The sequence below is a fragment of the Roseovarius maritimus genome, from assembly GCF_043355895.2.
Taxonomy (GTDB): domain Bacteria; phylum Pseudomonadota; class Alphaproteobacteria; order Rhodobacterales; family Rhodobacteraceae; genus Roseovarius; species Roseovarius maritimus.
Genome location: NZ_JBHFPF020000010.1, coordinates 45,056 through 60,156, shown reverse-complemented (window position 1 = coordinate 60,156; position 15,101 = coordinate 45,056). Strand labels below are relative to the sequence as shown.

General features: G+C 62.0%; 15 protein-coding genes. 8 read left to right on the top strand and 7 right to left on the bottom strand.

The window, feature by feature from the left end:
• Nucleotides 1-16: 16 nt before the first annotated feature.
• Nucleotides 17-1,096 carry a bifunctional diaminohydroxyphosphoribosylaminopyrimidine deaminase/5-amino-6-(5-phosphoribosylamino)uracil reductase RibD gene (gene ribD / locus ACEWPM_RS15900; RefSeq protein ID WP_393963186.1) on the bottom strand — a complete coding sequence of 360 codons (1,080 nt, stop codon included), beginning with the start codon at nt 1,094-1,096 and terminating at the stop codon, nt 17-19.
• A gap of 14 nt (nt 1,097-1,110) precedes the next feature.
• A complete protein-coding gene (gene nrdR, locus ACEWPM_RS15895; RefSeq protein ID WP_393963133.1) occupies nt 1,111-1,593 on the bottom strand; it encodes a transcriptional regulator NrdR in 483 nt (160 codons plus the stop codon).
• A 185-nt stretch (nt 1,594-1,778) separates the two neighbouring features.
• On the opposite strand from nrdR, the gene ACEWPM_RS15890 reads away from it, so the two are divergent.
• Nucleotides 1,779-2,453, top strand: coding sequence for an SDR family oxidoreductase (locus ACEWPM_RS15890; protein ID WP_393963132.1), 675 nt, complete (start codon nt 1,779-1,781; stop codon nt 2,451-2,453).
• A 124-nt stretch (nt 2,454-2,577) separates the two neighbouring features.
• On the opposite strand, the gene ACEWPM_RS15885 is transcribed toward ACEWPM_RS15890, so the two are convergent.
• From ACEWPM_RS15885 to ACEWPM_RS15865, 5 genes are all read right to left on the bottom strand, one after another.
• On the bottom strand, nt 2,578-2,826 hold the full coding sequence (locus ACEWPM_RS15885; RefSeq protein ID WP_393963131.1) for a hypothetical protein: 249 nt from the start codon (nt 2,824-2,826) through the stop codon (nt 2,578-2,580).
• 114 nt (nt 2,827-2,940) lie between these two features.
• A complete protein-coding gene (rpoD, locus tag ACEWPM_RS15880) occupies nt 2,941-4,926 on the bottom strand; it encodes an RNA polymerase sigma factor RpoD (RefSeq protein WP_393963130.1) in 1,986 nt (661 codons plus the stop codon).
• A gap of 126 nt (nt 4,927-5,052) precedes the next feature.
• Complete coding sequence (gene dnaG, locus ACEWPM_RS15875) at nt 5,053-7,020, bottom strand: DNA primase (RefSeq protein ID WP_393963129.1); 1,968 nt, start codon at nt 7,018-7,020, stop codon at nt 5,053-5,055.
• Nucleotides 7,021-7,108: 88 nt separating this feature from the next.
• Nucleotides 7,109-7,408, bottom strand: a complete 300-nt coding sequence (locus ACEWPM_RS15870; protein WP_393963128.1) for a hypothetical protein — start codon at nt 7,406-7,408, stop codon at nt 7,109-7,111.
• 130 nt (nt 7,409-7,538) lie between these two features.
• Nucleotides 7,539-8,969 (bottom strand): Glu/Leu/Phe/Val family dehydrogenase, encoded by a 1,431-nt coding sequence (locus ACEWPM_RS15865; RefSeq protein WP_393963127.1) that lies wholly within the window; start codon nt 8,967-8,969, stop codon nt 7,539-7,541.
• A gap of 81 nt (nt 8,970-9,050) precedes the next feature.
• On the opposite strand from ACEWPM_RS15865, the gene ACEWPM_RS15860 reads away from it, so the two are divergent.
• The 7 genes from ACEWPM_RS15860 to glpX all read left to right on the top strand — a co-directional run bounded on the left by ACEWPM_RS15860 (nt 9,051) and on the right by glpX (nt 15,069).
• On the top strand, nt 9,051-9,305 hold the full coding sequence (locus ACEWPM_RS15860) for a hypothetical protein (protein ID WP_393963126.1): 255 nt from the start codon (nt 9,051-9,053) through the stop codon (nt 9,303-9,305).
• Entirely contained in the window at nt 9,302-11,062 is a 1,761-nt protein-coding gene (locus ACEWPM_RS15855) for a TadE/TadG family type IV pilus assembly protein (protein WP_393963125.1), read from the top strand. Before ACEWPM_RS15860 ends, ACEWPM_RS15855 begins: the two co-directional genes overlap by 4 nt.
• Nucleotides 11,059-11,649 (top strand): TadE/TadG family type IV pilus assembly protein, encoded by a 591-nt coding sequence (locus tag ACEWPM_RS15850; RefSeq protein WP_393963124.1) that lies wholly within the window; start codon nt 11,059-11,061, stop codon nt 11,647-11,649. Before ACEWPM_RS15855 ends, ACEWPM_RS15850 begins: the two co-directional genes overlap by 4 nt.
• 1 nt (nt 11,650) lies before the next feature.
• Complete coding sequence (locus ACEWPM_RS15845; protein WP_393963123.1) at nt 11,651-12,214, top strand: TadE/TadG family type IV pilus assembly protein; 564 nt, start codon at nt 11,651-11,653, stop codon at nt 12,212-12,214.
• 128 nt (nt 12,215-12,342) lie between these two features.
• The gene (locus ACEWPM_RS15840) at nt 12,343-12,645 is read left to right on the top strand and encodes a hypothetical protein (protein WP_393963122.1); all 303 of its coding nucleotides are present in this window, start codon (nt 12,343-12,345) and stop codon (nt 12,643-12,645) included.
• A 120-nt stretch (nt 12,646-12,765) separates the two neighbouring features.
• The gene (locus tag ACEWPM_RS15835; RefSeq protein ID WP_393963121.1) at nt 12,766-14,052 is read left to right on the top strand and encodes a homoserine dehydrogenase; all 1,287 of its coding nucleotides are present in this window, start codon (nt 12,766-12,768) and stop codon (nt 14,050-14,052) included.
• Between the two features lie 51 nt (nt 14,053-14,103).
• Complete coding sequence (gene glpX / locus ACEWPM_RS15830; protein ID WP_393963120.1) at nt 14,104-15,069, top strand: class II fructose-bisphosphatase; 966 nt, start codon at nt 14,104-14,106, stop codon at nt 15,067-15,069.
• Nucleotides 15,070-15,101 lie beyond the last annotated feature (32 nt).

Genomic DNA, 15,101 nt, shown 5'->3' with positions numbered 1-15,101 from the left:
CCGGGCAAGAGCGGTGTCAGGCGCGCCGCCAGAGCGTCAGCGCATCGGAGCCGACGCGCCGCACTTCGTCTAGGGTAAAGCGCGGCGCGTCCTCCAATGCCTCCAGCGCCAGTGCGCCGACTCCGGCACGCGCGTCGCCGCCCAGCGCCAGCCCGGCTGTAAAGCTGGCCAGCCGGTCAACCAGATCCGCTTTCAGCAGCGAGGCAGCCAAGTCGCCGCCCCCTTCACAAAAGACGCGTGTCAGACCGGCCTCGCCCAGCGCGTTGAGCGCCGCGCACATGTCGAGGCCGCCCGCATCAGCGGGACAGGCAAAAAGGCGCGCGCCTGCCTCCTGCCAGCGTGCGATAGTGGCAGTGTCCGCCTCTGGGCCGTGGATCAGCCATAAAGGGATGTCCCGGGCAGTCTGCCCCAGCCGGGAGTGCAGCGGCAGATCCAGCCGGCGCGAGACGACTACGCGGACCGGCTGGCGCCGCGCGCCCATGTCGCGCACGGTCAGCATCGGGTCATCGGCGCGCGCGGTGCCGGCACCGATCATTACCGCATCATGACGCGCCCGCATGGCGTGAACCATGCGCCGGGCGTCCGGGCCGGTGATCCATCGCGACTGGCCGCTGCGCGTTGCGATGCGCCCGTCAAATGACGTCGCTAGTTTCAGCAAAAGCTCGGGCCGTCCGGCGGTCACACGGCGGAAAAAGCCAGCCAGATCGCACGTGGCCTCGGCCTCCATCACGCCGCTCTCAACAGTGATGCCCGCGTTGCGCAGGATGCCGACACCTCGCCCGGCAACCCGCGGGTCCGGATCGCCGCACGCCATGACGACGCGCGCCGCTCCAGCCGTCACCAGCGCCTCGGCGCAGGGCGGTGTCTGGCCATGGTGAGCGCAAGGCTCAAGCGTGACATAGACGGTGGCGCCCTGCGCCGCGATGCCCGCCTGGGCCAGCGCGACGGCCTCGGCATGGGGGCGCCCCCCCGGCTGGGTCCAGCCGCGCCCGATGACGCGGCCCTCCTTCACGATGACGCAGCCCACTGCGGGATTGGGCCATGTCAGGCCCTGCCCGCGCCGCCCAAGGGCCAGCGCGGCACGCATATGGTGCATGTCGGCCTCGGCGCTCACGCCTCGGGCTTCTCGGCTCCGGTCACGGCGTCAGGGCGCAGTTCGCTGACGAACTTGTCGAAATCATCGGCTGCCTGAAAATTCTTGTAGACGCTGGCAAAGCGGACATAAGCCACTGTGTCGATGCGCGCGAGGCTTTCCATCACGATCTCGCCCACGGTTTTCGACGGGATATCCGTGTCGCCCATGCTTTCCAGCCGGCGCACGATGCCCGAGATCATCTGCTCGATCCGCTCCGGCTCGACCGGGCGTTTCTGCAGGGCAATGCGGATCGACCGCTCCAGCTTGTCACGGTCGAAATCCTCGCGGCGGCCATTTGTCTTGACGACGACCAGATCGCGCAGCTGGACGCGCTCATAGGTGGTAAAGCGCCCGCCGCAAGCCGGACAAAAACGGCGCCGACGGATCGAAACATGCTCCTCCGCCGGGCGTGAATCCTTGACCTGCGTTTCAATATTTCCACAAAACGGGCAGCGCATCGGCCTGTCCCCTTCTCATCTCTGCCTCTCGGGATTGGGTCTGTCGCCCAATTATCCACAGTCACTATAGGACAGCCGCAAGGTTTTGGGTAGAGGCGAAATTGCAGCCCCAGATGCAGCGGATGGACCTCTTGCGCCCCCCTATGCGTTGGCGAAGCAACATCATCAGATAAGGAGATTTCGACATGGCAGACAAGGTTCTGTTCATCACCGGCGCGTCGTCGGGTATCGGCGCACAGACGGCACGACAGGCGGCCGAAGCGGGCTGGAATGTTGCCCTCTTCGCGCGCAGCGAGGACAAGCTGAAAGACTTGGCGGCCGAGATTGGCGACAAGGCCATTGCGCTGCCCGGCGACGTGACCGATTTGTCATCCCTTGAGGGCGCCATCGATCAGACGGTCGAGAAATTCGGGGCGCTCGACGCGGTGTTTGCCAATGCCGGCACCGGCCTTGATACGGCAGGCATCGAAAAGGGCGACCCGGAGGAGTGGAGCAAGCTGGTCGATATCAATATCAAAGGCGTGCTTCTGACGCTCAAAGCCTCTTATGCAGCGCTCAAGAAATTCAAGGGCCATCTGGTGTTGACCGGATCCGTGGCCGGGCGTGTTCACATCTCTGGCTCGGTCTATGGCGCCTCAAAATGGTTCGTGCACGGACTGGCTGGCAATATGGCCTCGGACATGCGCGAGTGGGGCGGGCGTTGCACCGTCATCGCGCCGGGGATGGTCGACACACCCTTCTTTGAAGAGGCGAAGCCGGACAAGCTGAAACCCGAGGATATTGCCAATGCAGTGGTCTACACGATCGACCAGCCCGAGCGCGCGAACGTGCAGGAGGTGGTGATCATGCCGACCGGATGATCCGACGCTAAGCCAAAGTAAAAGCCGATGCGCGTTCAGCGCATCGGCTTTTTCACTTTCGGTCAACGTTCTGCGTCAGATTACACATGGAAAAGACGCCTCAAGCAATGCGCTTTTCTCGGCTTCAGGCCTCAACCACGCAGACAGTCCGAGGAAGGTCGTCACTTCTCATGAAAGCGGGCAGCTTGAACCCGTCGTCCGTGACAACCGGGCGCTGGCGCAACTCCCGCAGTGTTTCCTGACAATCGGCCAATTCGCTTTGCGAGACACGTATTTCGACGGTGTTCACCACCGTGTCATTGCCCCCGTCAAACGTGGTGGCAAGACCCGCGACGGGCACGCAAAGGGCTGCAATCAAGGCAAAGCGCTTCATGACGTTCTCCTTCCATCTGGGAAAACAACGTCTTAGCGGAGGAAAAGTTCATCCCAGCCAAAGAATGACGCGAAAAATATCTACATTTCGCGTCATTCGGACATGAGCGTCTGATTACTGATCCAAGAACGAGCGCAGTTTGCGCGACCGGCTGGGATGCTTGAGCTTGCGCAGCGCCTTGGCCTCGATCTGGCGAATACGCTCGCGCGTGACGCTGAACTGCTGGCCCACTTCCTCCAGCGTGTGATCGGTGTTCATTCCGATGCCAAAGCGCATCCGCAGAACCCGCTCTTCGCGCGGTGTCAGCGACGACAGAACCCGCGTCGTCGTTTCCTTGAGGTTGTCCTGAATAGCTGAATCAAGCGGCAGAACGGCGTTCTTGTCCTCGATGAAATCGCCTAGCTGGCTGTCTTCCTCGTCGCCGATGGGCGTTTCGAGGCTGATCGGTTCCTTGGCGATCTTCATCACCTTGCGGACCTTTTCCAGCGGCATCTGCAGCTTCTCGGCCAGTTCCTCCGGCGTCGGCTCACGGCCGATCTCATGCAGCATCTGGCGACCGGTGCGCACCAGCTTGTTGATCGTCTCGATCATGTGCACCGGAATACGGATGGTGCGCGCCTGATCGGCGATAGACCGGGTGATGGCCTGGCGGATCCACCATGTTGCGTAGGTCGAAAACTTGTAGCCTCGGCGATACTCGAACTTGTCGACGGCCTTCATCAGGCCGATATTGCCCTCCTGGATCAGGTCCAGGAATTGCAGGCCGCGATTAGTGTATTTCTTGGCGATGGAAATCACGAGACGAAGGTTTGCCTCGACCATTTCCTTCTTGGCCAGCCGCGCTTCCTGCTCACCTTTCTGGACCTGGCCAACGATACGGCGGAATTCGCTGATATCCAGACCGACATACTGCCCGACCTGCGCCATGTCCGCGCGCAACTCGGTCACCTTGTCATTCGAGCGTTCGATCAGCATCTGCCAGCCGCGGCCCGTTTTCTGAGCCATGTCGTCCAGCCATGTCGGATCCAGCTCGCGCCCGCGATACTCGTCGATGAATTCGCGGCGGTTGATGCGGGCCTGATCCGCCAGCTTCACCATCGCGCCATCAATCATCATGATGCGCTGGTTGATGCCATAGAGCTGGTCGATCAGCGCCTCGATCCGGTTGTTATGCAGGTGAAGCGAATTGACCAGCACAACAATCTCGCTGCGCAGAGTCTGATAGATGTGCTCTTGGTCAGACGAGAACGTGCCGTCCTCGTTGAGGGTCGCCGAAATCCGGCTATCCTGCATTTCGGCCAGCTTGAGGTAATCGTCGGCGATACGGTCCAGCGTCTCAAGCACTGTCGGCTTGAGCGCGGCCTCCATCGCAGCGAGGCTCATATTGGCCTGCTCGTCCTCGTCATCGTCGTCGTCATCGGCAGCCGCAATCGGATTGCCATCTGCATCCAGTTCGTCACCGTCATCCTTGGAGGTCGCCGACGGGGCGTTGGCCACATTGGCCGCCTCGACCACAGTGTCACCCTCGCCCTCCAGCTGGTTGCCGAAGGTCGTCTCAAGGTCGATCACGTCGCGCAGCAGGATGTCCTCGCTGACAAGTTCGTCGCGCCAGATGGTGATCGCCTGGAAGGTCAGTGGGCTTTCACAGAGGCCGGCGATCATGGTGTTTCGCCCGGCTTCGATGCGCTTGGCGATGGCAATCTCGCCCTCTCGGCTGAGAAGTTCGACACTTCCCATCTCGCGCAGATACATGCGCACCGGATCGTCCGTGCGATCCAGCTTCTCACCGGTGCCGGAGCCCAGCGTGATCTCGCCCTTGCGGCCCACTTCGGCCACGGCGGTGCCGCGCTGCTCTTCGTCCTCGCCCTCATCGTTCTCGATGATGTTGATGCCCATTTCCGACAGCATCGACATCACATCCTCGATCTGCTCCGAGCTGACCTGATCGGGCGGTAGCACCTTGTTCAGCTGATCGTAGGTGATGAAACCCTTTTCACGCGCCTCCGAGATCATCTTCTTGATCGCCGCCTGACTCATGTCCAGCGAGATTTCGGCGTCCTGATCGTCCGGCTTCTGGTCGTCGGTGTCTTTGGCGGCCATGTAAGTCTCCTGAGTGGCGGGCACGTGATTCGCTCGGCACGCGGTGTTGTGCGAATCATCCCAGCGCAGAAGTGATTCGCAACCTGTTTAACTTTTTTTTCTTACTCTAACCTCACCAAAATCCATTCACCGGCGCGGTTTCGAGAAAGTAATCTTGTCCAGTAGCGCGTCGAATTGCTCGCGTTCACCCCGATTTATGCGCGCTCCATTATCGGCCAGATCGTATTCGGCGCGATCCTCATGTTCACTACGAACCGCGCGATTGCGCGCCTCTACCGCCTGCCCCAGCCGCCATGTCACGGCCTCGTCGGCCACTCCCATCATATCTTCGGCGGCATCGACGATCTCGGCCTGCAGGCCGCGTGTCGCCGCGATCTTGGCCAATTCCTCGGCCACGGTCATCTGGGCAAGGGATATGTTTCCCGGATGTCTGACGGGCGGTGCCAATGCGACATGGGGCAGTGCCAGAAGTTTTTCAAGGGTGTCCTGCCCCAGCGCCGCGGCGATTGCGCATGCCAGTGCCTCGGCCCCCTCGCCACCATGGGTAAGGATCAGATCGCGAAGCTGCGCGTGCTGCGGATCGAAACAGTCCAACCGCTCGAGCGCAGCCTCGAATTCCTCGACGATGGCCGGCGTCGCCACGAAGGAGGCCAAGATAACCGCCTCGCGCATATGATCATGCTGACGCGGATCCGACCGCGCCAGAGGCGAGGATTTTGTCGTGGCGCGCGCCGAAAGGTCGGGTTTGGCCCAGCGACCCTTGCCTTGCCCGCCCCGCGCGGCCTGACCACTGACACCAGATCCTCTGCGCGGCGAGAACAGCTCCCATGTGAGATCCTTGATCGCACGCTCATAATGGCTCCGTATCGAAGCATCCCTGATGAGGTCTGTTGCGGCGCGCAAGGATTTGTCCAGCGCCGCGCGCCGCTCGGGGCTGTCAAAATCGCGGCCCTCCGTTTCGCGCTGCCACAAGAGGCGCACCATGGGCTGGGCCCCCTCCAGCAGCGCCTGAACCGCGCCGGCGCCTTGAGACCGCAGGATATCGTCGGGGTCCTGCCCTTCCGGCATCAATGCAAAGCGCAGACTCTTCCCTGCCTCCAGCAGCGGCAGCGCCAGGTCGATCACGCGGCGCGCGGCCGCCAAGCCGGCGCGGTCACCGTCAAGCGCCATGATCGGCTCATCCGCCGCGCGCCACATCAGTGCTAATTGCGCCTCGGTGACGGCGGTGCCAAGCGGCGCGACGGCGGCGTCAAAGCCGGCCTGCGACAGCGCTATGACGTCCATATAGCCCTCGGCCACGATCAGCGGCCGCCCCTTGCCCGCGGCTTCGCGTGCGGGGCCGTAATTATAGAGCGTGCGGGATTTATCGAAGAGTTCCGTCTCGGGCGAGTTCAGGTATTTGGCATTGTCATTCGGGTCCATGGCCCGGCCACCAAAGGCGATGACGCGCCCGCGCGCATCGTGGATCGGAAACATGATGCGCCCGCGAAAGACATCATAAGGCGTGTTGCCCTTTTGCGACGGACGCGCCAGACCGCATCCCATGATCAAATCGGCCTCGATGCCCTTGCCGGTCAGGTGATCCCAAAGCCCCTGCCACGCCTGTGGCGCAAAGCCGATGCCGAACCTCTCCTGCGTCGCCTCGTCCAACCCGCGGCGTTCAAGATAGGCGCGCGCCTCCGCGCCAGCGGCGGTCTTGAGCATGAGGCGAAAATGCTGCTGCGCGCCGTCCATGACCTCGGCCAGTTGCGTGCGACGGTCGGCCTTGGCCTGTGCCTGAGGATCGCGCTCGGGGATCTGCATCCCGGCCTCCGAGGCGAGGATGCGGATCGCCTCCATGAACTCGACATTCTCGGTATCGCGCACAAAGCTGATCGCGTCCCCTTTGGCGTGGCAGCCAAAGCAGTAGTAAAACCCCTTGCGGTCATCGACATGAAAACTGGCCGATTTTTCCTGATGGAAAGGGCAAGGCGCCCACATGTCGCCCTTGCCCGGATTGGATTTGCGGTTGTCCCACATGACCTTGCGCCCGACGACCTGCGTCAGGGACGTGCGCGTGCGCAACTCTTCAAGAAAGCCGGGAGGTAAGGACATCGTTGCAATATGGACCGAGTCGCCGGCCGAGCCAAGGTGTTGCGCGCGTCAGGCCGCAGATCAGGCCGGCCTTGGCACCCGAGAACGATCAGCCCAGTTGTGCGAGACAGGCGTCGTGATAGGCGCTGGCCGCCTCGTCCGTCAGTTGATCCTGCGGTAGCGTGTAGACCCAGCCGACAAGGGGGGCGACCGCGTCCTTGTACTTTTCCGCGACATTGCCTGATTGCAACCCCTTGGCTGCCGCCTCCTGTGAGGTGCCATCCGCCCGCATACTTACCGCGTCCGCGACGATGGCTGCCGTGGCCGCGCAGCCCGCAGCATTGCCTTCTTCTGCCATTGCAGGCGCACAGAGAAGCAGGGGGAGCGCGACGATGAACTTGCGGGACATGGAACGGAACCTTTCGAAATGTAGAAATGCCCGGCTTTGCGGAGCTGACTCATATGGCAACGCAGCGCGGCCAGCGGTGGTTGCGCGCGATGTGCACAACCACCGCCCGTGGGCCGCGCTGACTTGGCCCCTAGAGTCCGAGCGCGCGATAGCTGGCCGCTACCTTGTTGATCGAGACCAGATAGGCCGCCGTGCGCAAATCCGTCACGTCCTTCCGGTCATGCCAGACATCGCGCATCGATTGATACGCCGCGCGCATCGTGTCATCCAGACCCGAGCGAACCAGTTCAAGCTCGCCCGCACCGCGCAGGTAGCGCTGCTTGAAATCCGGGCTCAGTGTCCAGCCCAGCTGCTTGTCATTGCTCAGGCGCTCAAGCTCATCCACGACCAACTGGTGACGCGATTCCTCCTGACGGCGGCCCATCCGGCCAAAGCGGATGTGGCTGAGGTTCTTGACCCATTCGAAATAGGACACTGTCACACCGCCCGCGTTGGCGAACATATCCGGGATGATGATGCAGCCCTTTTCGCGCAGGATCTGGTCCGCGCCCGCGGTGACGGGTCCGTTCGCCGCCTCGATGATCAGCGGCGCAGTGATGTTGGCCGCATTCGAGATGTTGATGACGCCCTCCATCGCCGCGGGAATCAGGATGTCGCACTCTTTCTCCAGCACTTTCGTGCCCTCGGCCACATGCTCGGCATCGGGGAATCCTTTGACGCCGCCATGCTTGCCCATCCAGTTATGCACGTCCTGAACGTTGAGGCCCTTGTCATTGATCAGTGCGCCGTCTCGCTCGACAATCGCCGTAATGAGGGCGCCGTCTTCCTCGGACAGGAACTTGGCGGCGTGATAGCCCACATTGCCGAGACCCTGCACGACGATGCGCTTGCCGTCCAGCTTGCCCGAGAGGCCTGCCGCCTTGATGTCTTCGGGGTGGCGGAAGAATTCCTGCAGCGCGTATTGCACGCCGCGCCCGGTCGCCTCAGTGCGGCCCTGAATGCCGCCGGCATTGATCGGTTTGCCGGTGACGCAGGCGCGTGCGTTGATATCCGTAGTATGCATGCGGTGATACTGGTCGGCGATCCAGGCCATCTCGCGCTCTCCCGTGCCCATGTCGGGCGCGGGCACGTTCTGGCTGGGATGGATCAGATCGCGCTTGATCAGTTCGTAGGCAAACCGGCGGGTGATGCGCTCCAACTCATGTTCGTCCCACTCGCGCGGGTCAATCCGCAGACCGCCCTTGGAGCCGCCGAACGGTGCCTCGACCAAGGCGCATTTGTAGGTCATCAGCGCCGCCAGCGCCTCGACCTCGTCCTGGTTCACGCCCATGGCAAAGCGGATGCCGCCCTTGACCGGTTCCATATGCTCGGAATGGACACTGCGATATCCGGTAAACGTGTGGATCTGGCCGCGCAGGCGCACGCCGAAGCGCACCGTGTAGGTCGCGTTGCACACCCGGATCTTTTCCTCGAGGCCCGGCGGGAGATCCATCAGTGCAACCGCACGGTTGAACATCAGATCCACTGACTCACGGAAACTCGGTTCTTTCGCGGCTGTCATCGCTGTCCTCCTTGGATGCGCCGAAGGCACCTTCGTACCCCGCCCATCCTGTCTAAATTGCAATTCGCAAACGCATCGTTAATGCATGAAGTTTTTTTGTCCAGCCAAGCCGACCGCAGCAGACATGCGATCGCCGCCGCAGCAGCACGCGACCGCGTGTTGGCGACAAGATGGAAACACTCGGTCAGCTTCCGCCCCATTGTCGCCCAGAAACCTGATTTACATCTGATTTTCACGAGTTTTGGCCGCAATTCAGCCACAGTGCTGCGGCATACCTTCTCTGATGAATTCCGAGTCGGCAACGACGGTAAACGGTATCGCGAGGTAACACTGTGACACGTACAACTTCCAAGATCAGAAAGATCCGGACACCGGCGTCCATCATATCCCGCCAGCAAATGCGCCGCTTCGGCAAGGATGAGGATGGCGCCGTTGTCGCCTTCACGCTGTTCGTTCTCGTCATGATGCTAATCGCGGGTGGCGTGGCAGTCGACCTGATGCGCCACGAGATGGAACGCGCACGTCTTCAGAACACGCTGGACACCGCCGTCCTGGCCGCCGCCGGCGCCCCATTCGGCACATCGCCGAAGGGCATCGTGCAGGATTACTTCGCCAAGGCGGATATGTCCTCCTACCTCGATGATATCGACGATGACGGCGAGGGTGATGATGACGACATTACGCAGACGCTGAACACCAGCAAGGTCAAGGCCAGCGCCAAGATGAGCATGGACACGTATCTGATGAAGCTGGCCGGCGTCAAATCCCTCAAGGCCGGCGCCGCCTCGAGCGCCGAGCGCCGCGTGCCCAAGCTGGAAGTCGCGATGGTTCTGGACGTGTCCGGCTCGATGGATGACAACAGCAAGCTGACCAACCTCAAGACGGCCGCAAAGAGCTTTGTCACGACGATCCTGAACAGTGCCGCTCCGGGTGATGCCGTGATCTCGATCGTGCCGTTCAGCTGGGACGTCTCGGCGGGGGAAAACATCCTCAACCAACTGAATGTCGACAAGCGTCAGAACTATTCGACCTGCCTGCAGTTCAAGGATAACGATTTCAAATCTGCTGCGATCGACCCCGATGTCGAGCAACTGCAACTGATCTATACATCGGAATACGATAATGGCCTTGATTCGCTGAACTCGGAATACCGCACCTGTTATAACGAGCCGAACGCCGAAATCCTGCCCTACTCGATCAGCGAAACCAAGCTGCACGCCAAGATCATGTCACTGCAAGCCCGCGGAAACACATCTGGCAATCTGGGCATGAAGTGGGGCGCGGCCCTGCTGGACCCCAAATTCGCGAGCGTCAAGACGGGCCTGAGCGCGATCAAGGATTCGGACGACAACCCGTTGGTCAGTGACCTGATCGGCAATGTTCCTGCCAAGTACAATGAGGCCGAGACGCTGAAAGTCATCGTGATGATGGGCGACGGCCATAACACCTATTCCAATCAATTCCCCGAAAACAGCAGTTTCCGTGGTGCCAATTCGTTCCTGCACTATCTTGAATGGCAGGAGCAGTCGTTCAGCTATGGCTACTACGTTTATAACTCCAGCTATCGTACCTACAAAGAAAGCAATTGTGACAAATGGTACTGGGAATGCGTTTATCAGTCCAACACCTATTCGTCCTATTTCCTCTACAACCCGAATAACGGGAAATACAAAAACCTCAGCAATAACGACTACATGCAGTCGTGGGAATTCGACGCCCTCAAGAGCGCGGCCAACGCTACCGGGTATGAAAACTACAGCTGGGAAATGGCCTGGGGCCGGATGAGCCCTGACTTCCTCGACAAGAAGATTTATTACGGTGACGCCGAGGACGAGTTCGAAGATTCCGGCAACCGCGTGCAAGGCTGGGAAAAAGACGACCAGATGCAGGATATCTGCAGCGCCATGAAGAAAGACGACAGAGTCGTCATCTACACCATCGGCTTCGAAGTGGACAAGGACGGCACGGCCGAGACCGAGCTGAAGAATTGCGCGACGACCTTTGCCCATTACTATCCGGCCAAGGGCATCAGTATCACGGCGGCATTCAGCTCGATCGCGTCGAACGTGGTCAACCTGAGGCTGACACAATGACGCGCGCCATACATCACCTGCGGCGGTGCTGGACGCGCCTGCTGCGCCGCGAGGACGGGAACGCCACGACCGAGTTCATGATCATCGTGCCGGTCTATCTGGCCCTCATGGTCATGTCCCTCGAGCTCAGCATGATCACGCTACGCCAGACGATGCTTGAGCGCGGCCTAGACATCGCCGTGCGTGATATCCGGCTGGGCACGGGCGAGTTCACTCAGACCCAGGACACACAGGAAGAGAAAGACAAGGCCAAGGCCGACTATCACGACAAGATCAAGAAGCGGATCTGCGACGAAGCTCTGATTATCTCGGACTGCATGAACAGCGTCCGCCTTCAGATGATCCGCAGCAACATGCGTAACCTGACCACGCTGGGCGATGATGTGCAGTGTACCGACAAGAAGGAGACGGGTAACCAGGTGCTCGATTTCAGTCCGGGCCAGCAGAACGATCTGATGTTTTTGCGCGCTTGCGTAAAGTACGATCCCCTGTTCCCGACCGGGCAACTTGCCCGCTCGCTTACTGCGGACGATAGCGGCCAACTGGCCATCGTTTCAATGTCCGCCTTTGTGATGGAGCCCCTGTAAAATGGCACTCAGATCTTTGAAATCCCGGCTCTCCGGCTTTCGTCGCGAAGAACGCGGGTCTGTCATGGTCGAGGCGGTCATCACGTTGCCGCTCCTCATCTGGGCCGTCGGGGCCACTTACGAATTCTTCGAGGTGCACCGCTACCAAAGCGCACGCGACAAGGCGAGCTACACTGTCGCCGACATGGTATCGCGCGAGATGCTGGCGATCACACCTACCTATCTGGACAACGCCAAGACAGTGTTCGACACTATCGCAAGCGACAATGGTCAGAACGCAATGCGTGTTTCGGTCATAAAGTACGACTCGAATGATGACGAATACTCGGTCAAATGGAGCCACGTACGTGGCACGCCCCTGCTCGAAGCTTTGAAGACAGATGATGTCAGGACCGCGCATGACAGGCTGCCCGTCATGCGCAACGGTGAAGAGTTGATCATCGTCGACAGCCTATCCTCGTACCCCCCCCTCTTCGATATTTGGGTTGGTGACGATATCAATGTCTCGACCAATGTGATGGCGATCCCGCGCTTTGCGCCGCAGATCAACTGGTCGAATAGCTAAGCCCAACCAGAGGTTCGAGCGCTGCCGCTTGGTAGCCACGTAGCAGCCGTGCGGCCGACCCGGTTTCGCGGCGCTTGCCCCGCCAAGGCAAAGGATGGCATGAAGGGCGCGACCCGATGGAACCGCCCATGACCCTGATCCGATCCACCCTTGCCCTGATGGCTGCGCTGGGGCCGGCCACCCTCCCCAGCTGCACGCCCTTTCCGGATGTCGGCACAGACGCCTCATCCGCCGCGCTGGCACAGCCCTACCCGAAGCTTGTACCGCTGGACGGGCTCGACACGCGGCTTGCTTCCAGCCGCATCGCCCCCGATACCGCCCCGACGATCGAGGCCCGCGTCGCCGGGTTGAAAGCCCGAGCCGGCCGGCTGCGCGGCGATGTCGTTGATCCTGCCACGCGCAGCCGGATGCGCGCCGGCGTGCAGGAGTAGCGCAGGGAACTGCCTCGCCTTGTCCGAGGCAAAACCCGCGTTGCACGCGTGCCACTTTGCCTGTAGATCGCGCGGCAGAGCCATCAGACTGCAGACAGCACAAATCCCGGAGACATTGCCATGACAGACCCCCTGCGCCTCGGTATCGCCGGATTGGGCACTGTCGGCACCGGCGTGGTGCGCATCATCCGTCAGAAGGCCAAGCTGCTGGAGGCGCGCGCAGGCCGCCCCGTCACGATCAGCGCCGTCTCGGCCCGCTCCAGAAGTAAGGAGCGCGGCGTGAGCCTGTCGGATTACGCGTGGGAGGATGATCCCGTTGCCCTCGCCCAGCGCGATGATATCGACGTCTTCGTCGAGCTGGTCGGCGGCGAGAACGGCCCTGCGAAGGACGCGGTCGAGGCCGCCATTGCCGCGGGCAAGGATGTGGTCACCGCCAACAAAGCCCTCTTGGCACATCACGGCCATGCGCTGGCACTGGCAGCCGAGGAGGCGGGGCGCGTCATCCGCTTCGAGGCTGCCGTCGCGGGCGGCATCCCGGTGGTCAAGGCGCTGACCGAGGGGCTGGCAGGCAATGACATGACCCGCGTCATGGGCGTGATGAACGGCACCTGCAACTACATCCTGACGCGGATGCAATCGGCGGGCCTCGCTTATGCCGATGTGTTTCAGGAGGCGTCCGATCTGGGCTATCTCGAGGCCGATCCGCAGCTGGACGTGGGCGGTATCGACGCCGCGCACAAGCTGGCGCTGCTGGCCTCCATCGCCTTCGGTTGCCAAGTCGATTTCGGCGCGGTCGAGATGGAGGGGATCGGCGCGGTCACGATCGAGGATATCCACCACGCCGCCGATATGGGCTTCCGGATCAAGCTGCTGGGCGTTGCCCAAATGACAGGACGCGGCCTAGAGCAGCGCATGACACCCTGCCTCGTGCCCTCGGGCAGTCCCCTCGGAACGCTGGAGGGCGGCACGAACATGGTCGTGCTGGAAGGCGACAATGTCGAGCAGGTCGTGCTGCGCGGTCCCGGCGCGGGCATGGGCCCCACCGCAAGCGCCGTGATGAGCGATGTGATGGATATCGTCCGCGGCGTCCGCCTGCCCACCTTCGGTCAGCCCGCCGCCACGCTGGAGCGCGCGCAGCCCGCCGCCGCAGGCACGCCTGCGCCCTATTACCTTCGCATGTCGCTGGTCGACAAACCCGGGGCGCTGGCCAAGGTGGCGACCGCGCTGGGCGATGCCGGGATTTCCATTGACCGTATGCGCCAGTATGACCACGCTGGTTCCGATGCGCCTGTTCTGATCGTCACGCACAAGGCGGGCCGGGCAGAACTGACGCGCGCGCTCGACGCCATGCCCGGTCTCGGCGTCGTCACCGGAGACCCCATCGCGCTTCGCATTGAGAACATCTGAACTGCTGCCTCGCCCGCACGCCGGGCCGTTTATACCGTAAAGGACCTTGCCATGACCGACACCGCCGACTTCAACGACCGCATGCTGTCGCTCGGGCTGGCGCGCGTTTCCGAGGCAGCCGCGCTGGCCTGCGCCGACATGATCGGGCGCGGCGATGAAAAGGCTGCCGACCAGATGGCCGTCAACGCGATGCGCGAGCAACTGAACAAGCTGGCCATCAAAGGCGTCGTGGTCATCGGCGAAGGTGAGCGCGATGAAGCGCCCATGCTCTTCATCGGCGAGGAAGTGGGTAGTGGGGACGGCCCCGGCGTGGACATCGCTCTCGACCCGCTCGAAGGCACGACGCTGACCGCCAAGGCGATGCCGAACGCGCTGACCGTGATTTCCATGGCGCCGCGCGGAAGCCTGCTGCACGCGCCGGATGTCTACATGGACAAGCTGGCGATCGGGCCGGGCTATGCCAAGGATGTCGTCTCGCTGGACATGTCCCCGCGCGAGCGCGTCGAGGCACTGGCGAAAGCGCGCGGCTGCAAGGCGTCGGAGATCACCGTCTGCATCCTCGAGCGCCCGCGCCATCAGGAGATGATCGACGAGGTGCGCGGCACTGGCGCCGCCGTCTTCCTCATCACCGATGGCGATGTCGCCGGCGTCATTCATTGCGCAGACGCCGAGGCGACGGGCGTTGACATGTATATGGGCTCGGGCGGCGCGCCCGAGGGCGTTTTGGCGGCCTCGGCCCTCAAATGCATGGGCGGCCAGATCTGGGGCCGGCTCCTCTTTCGCAACGATGACGAGCGGGGCCGCGCGGCCAAGGCCGGAATCACTGACCTCGACCGCGTCTATGCGCGCGACGACATGGTGACCGCCGACGTAATCTTTGCCGCCACGGGCGTCACCGACGGCTCGCTGGTGCGCGGCGTCAAGCGTCGCCCCGGCTATGTCGAGACGGAAACCGTGCTGATGCGCTCGAAAACAGGCTCGGTCAGGCGGATGATCTATCGCAACCCGGTGAAGTGAGCCGCGCTCATCGGGTTGGCGCCTGCGCGTCT

Bases quoted from the DNA above. Each gene is read 5' to 3' on its own strand.
- ribD (WP_393963186.1), bottom strand. From the start codon at position 1,096: ATGCACCATATGCGTGCCGCGCTGGCCCTTGGGCGGCGCGGGCAGGGC.
- nrdR (WP_393963133.1), bottom strand. From the start codon at position 1,593: ATGCGCTGCCCGTTTTGTGGAAATATTGAAACGCAGGTCAAGGATTCA.
- ACEWPM_RS15890 (WP_393963132.1), top strand. From the start codon at position 1,779: ATGGCAGACAAGGTTCTGTTCATCACCGGCGCGTCGTCGGGTATCGGC.
- ACEWPM_RS15885 (WP_393963131.1), bottom strand. From the start codon at position 2,826: ATGAAGCGCTTTGCCTTGATTGCAGCCCTTTGCGTGCCCGTCGCGGGT.
- rpoD (WP_393963130.1), bottom strand. From the start codon at position 4,926: ATGGCCGCCAAAGACACCGACGACCAGAAGCCGGACGATCAGGACGCC.
- dnaG (WP_393963129.1), bottom strand. From the start codon at position 7,020: ATGTCCTTACCTCCCGGCTTTCTTGAAGAGTTGCGCACGCGCACGTCC.
- ACEWPM_RS15870 (WP_393963128.1), bottom strand. From the start codon at position 7,408: ATGTCCCGCAAGTTCATCGTCGCGCTCCCCCTGCTTCTCTGTGCGCCT.
- ACEWPM_RS15865 (WP_393963127.1), bottom strand. From the start codon at position 8,969: ATGACAGCCGCGAAAGAACCGAGTTTCCGTGAGTCAGTGGATCTGATG.
- ACEWPM_RS15860 (WP_393963126.1), top strand. From the start codon at position 9,051: ATGCATGAAGTTTTTTTGTCCAGCCAAGCCGACCGCAGCAGACATGCG.
- ACEWPM_RS15850 (WP_393963124.1), top strand. From the start codon at position 11,059: ATGACGCGCGCCATACATCACCTGCGGCGGTGCTGGACGCGCCTGCTG.
- ACEWPM_RS15845 (WP_393963123.1), top strand. From the start codon at position 11,651: ATGGCACTCAGATCTTTGAAATCCCGGCTCTCCGGCTTTCGTCGCGAA.
- ACEWPM_RS15840 (WP_393963122.1), top strand. From the start codon at position 12,343: ATGACCCTGATCCGATCCACCCTTGCCCTGATGGCTGCGCTGGGGCCG.
- ACEWPM_RS15835 (WP_393963121.1), top strand. From the start codon at position 12,766: ATGACAGACCCCCTGCGCCTCGGTATCGCCGGATTGGGCACTGTCGGC.
- glpX (WP_393963120.1), top strand. From the start codon at position 14,104: ATGACCGACACCGCCGACTTCAACGACCGCATGCTGTCGCTCGGGCTG.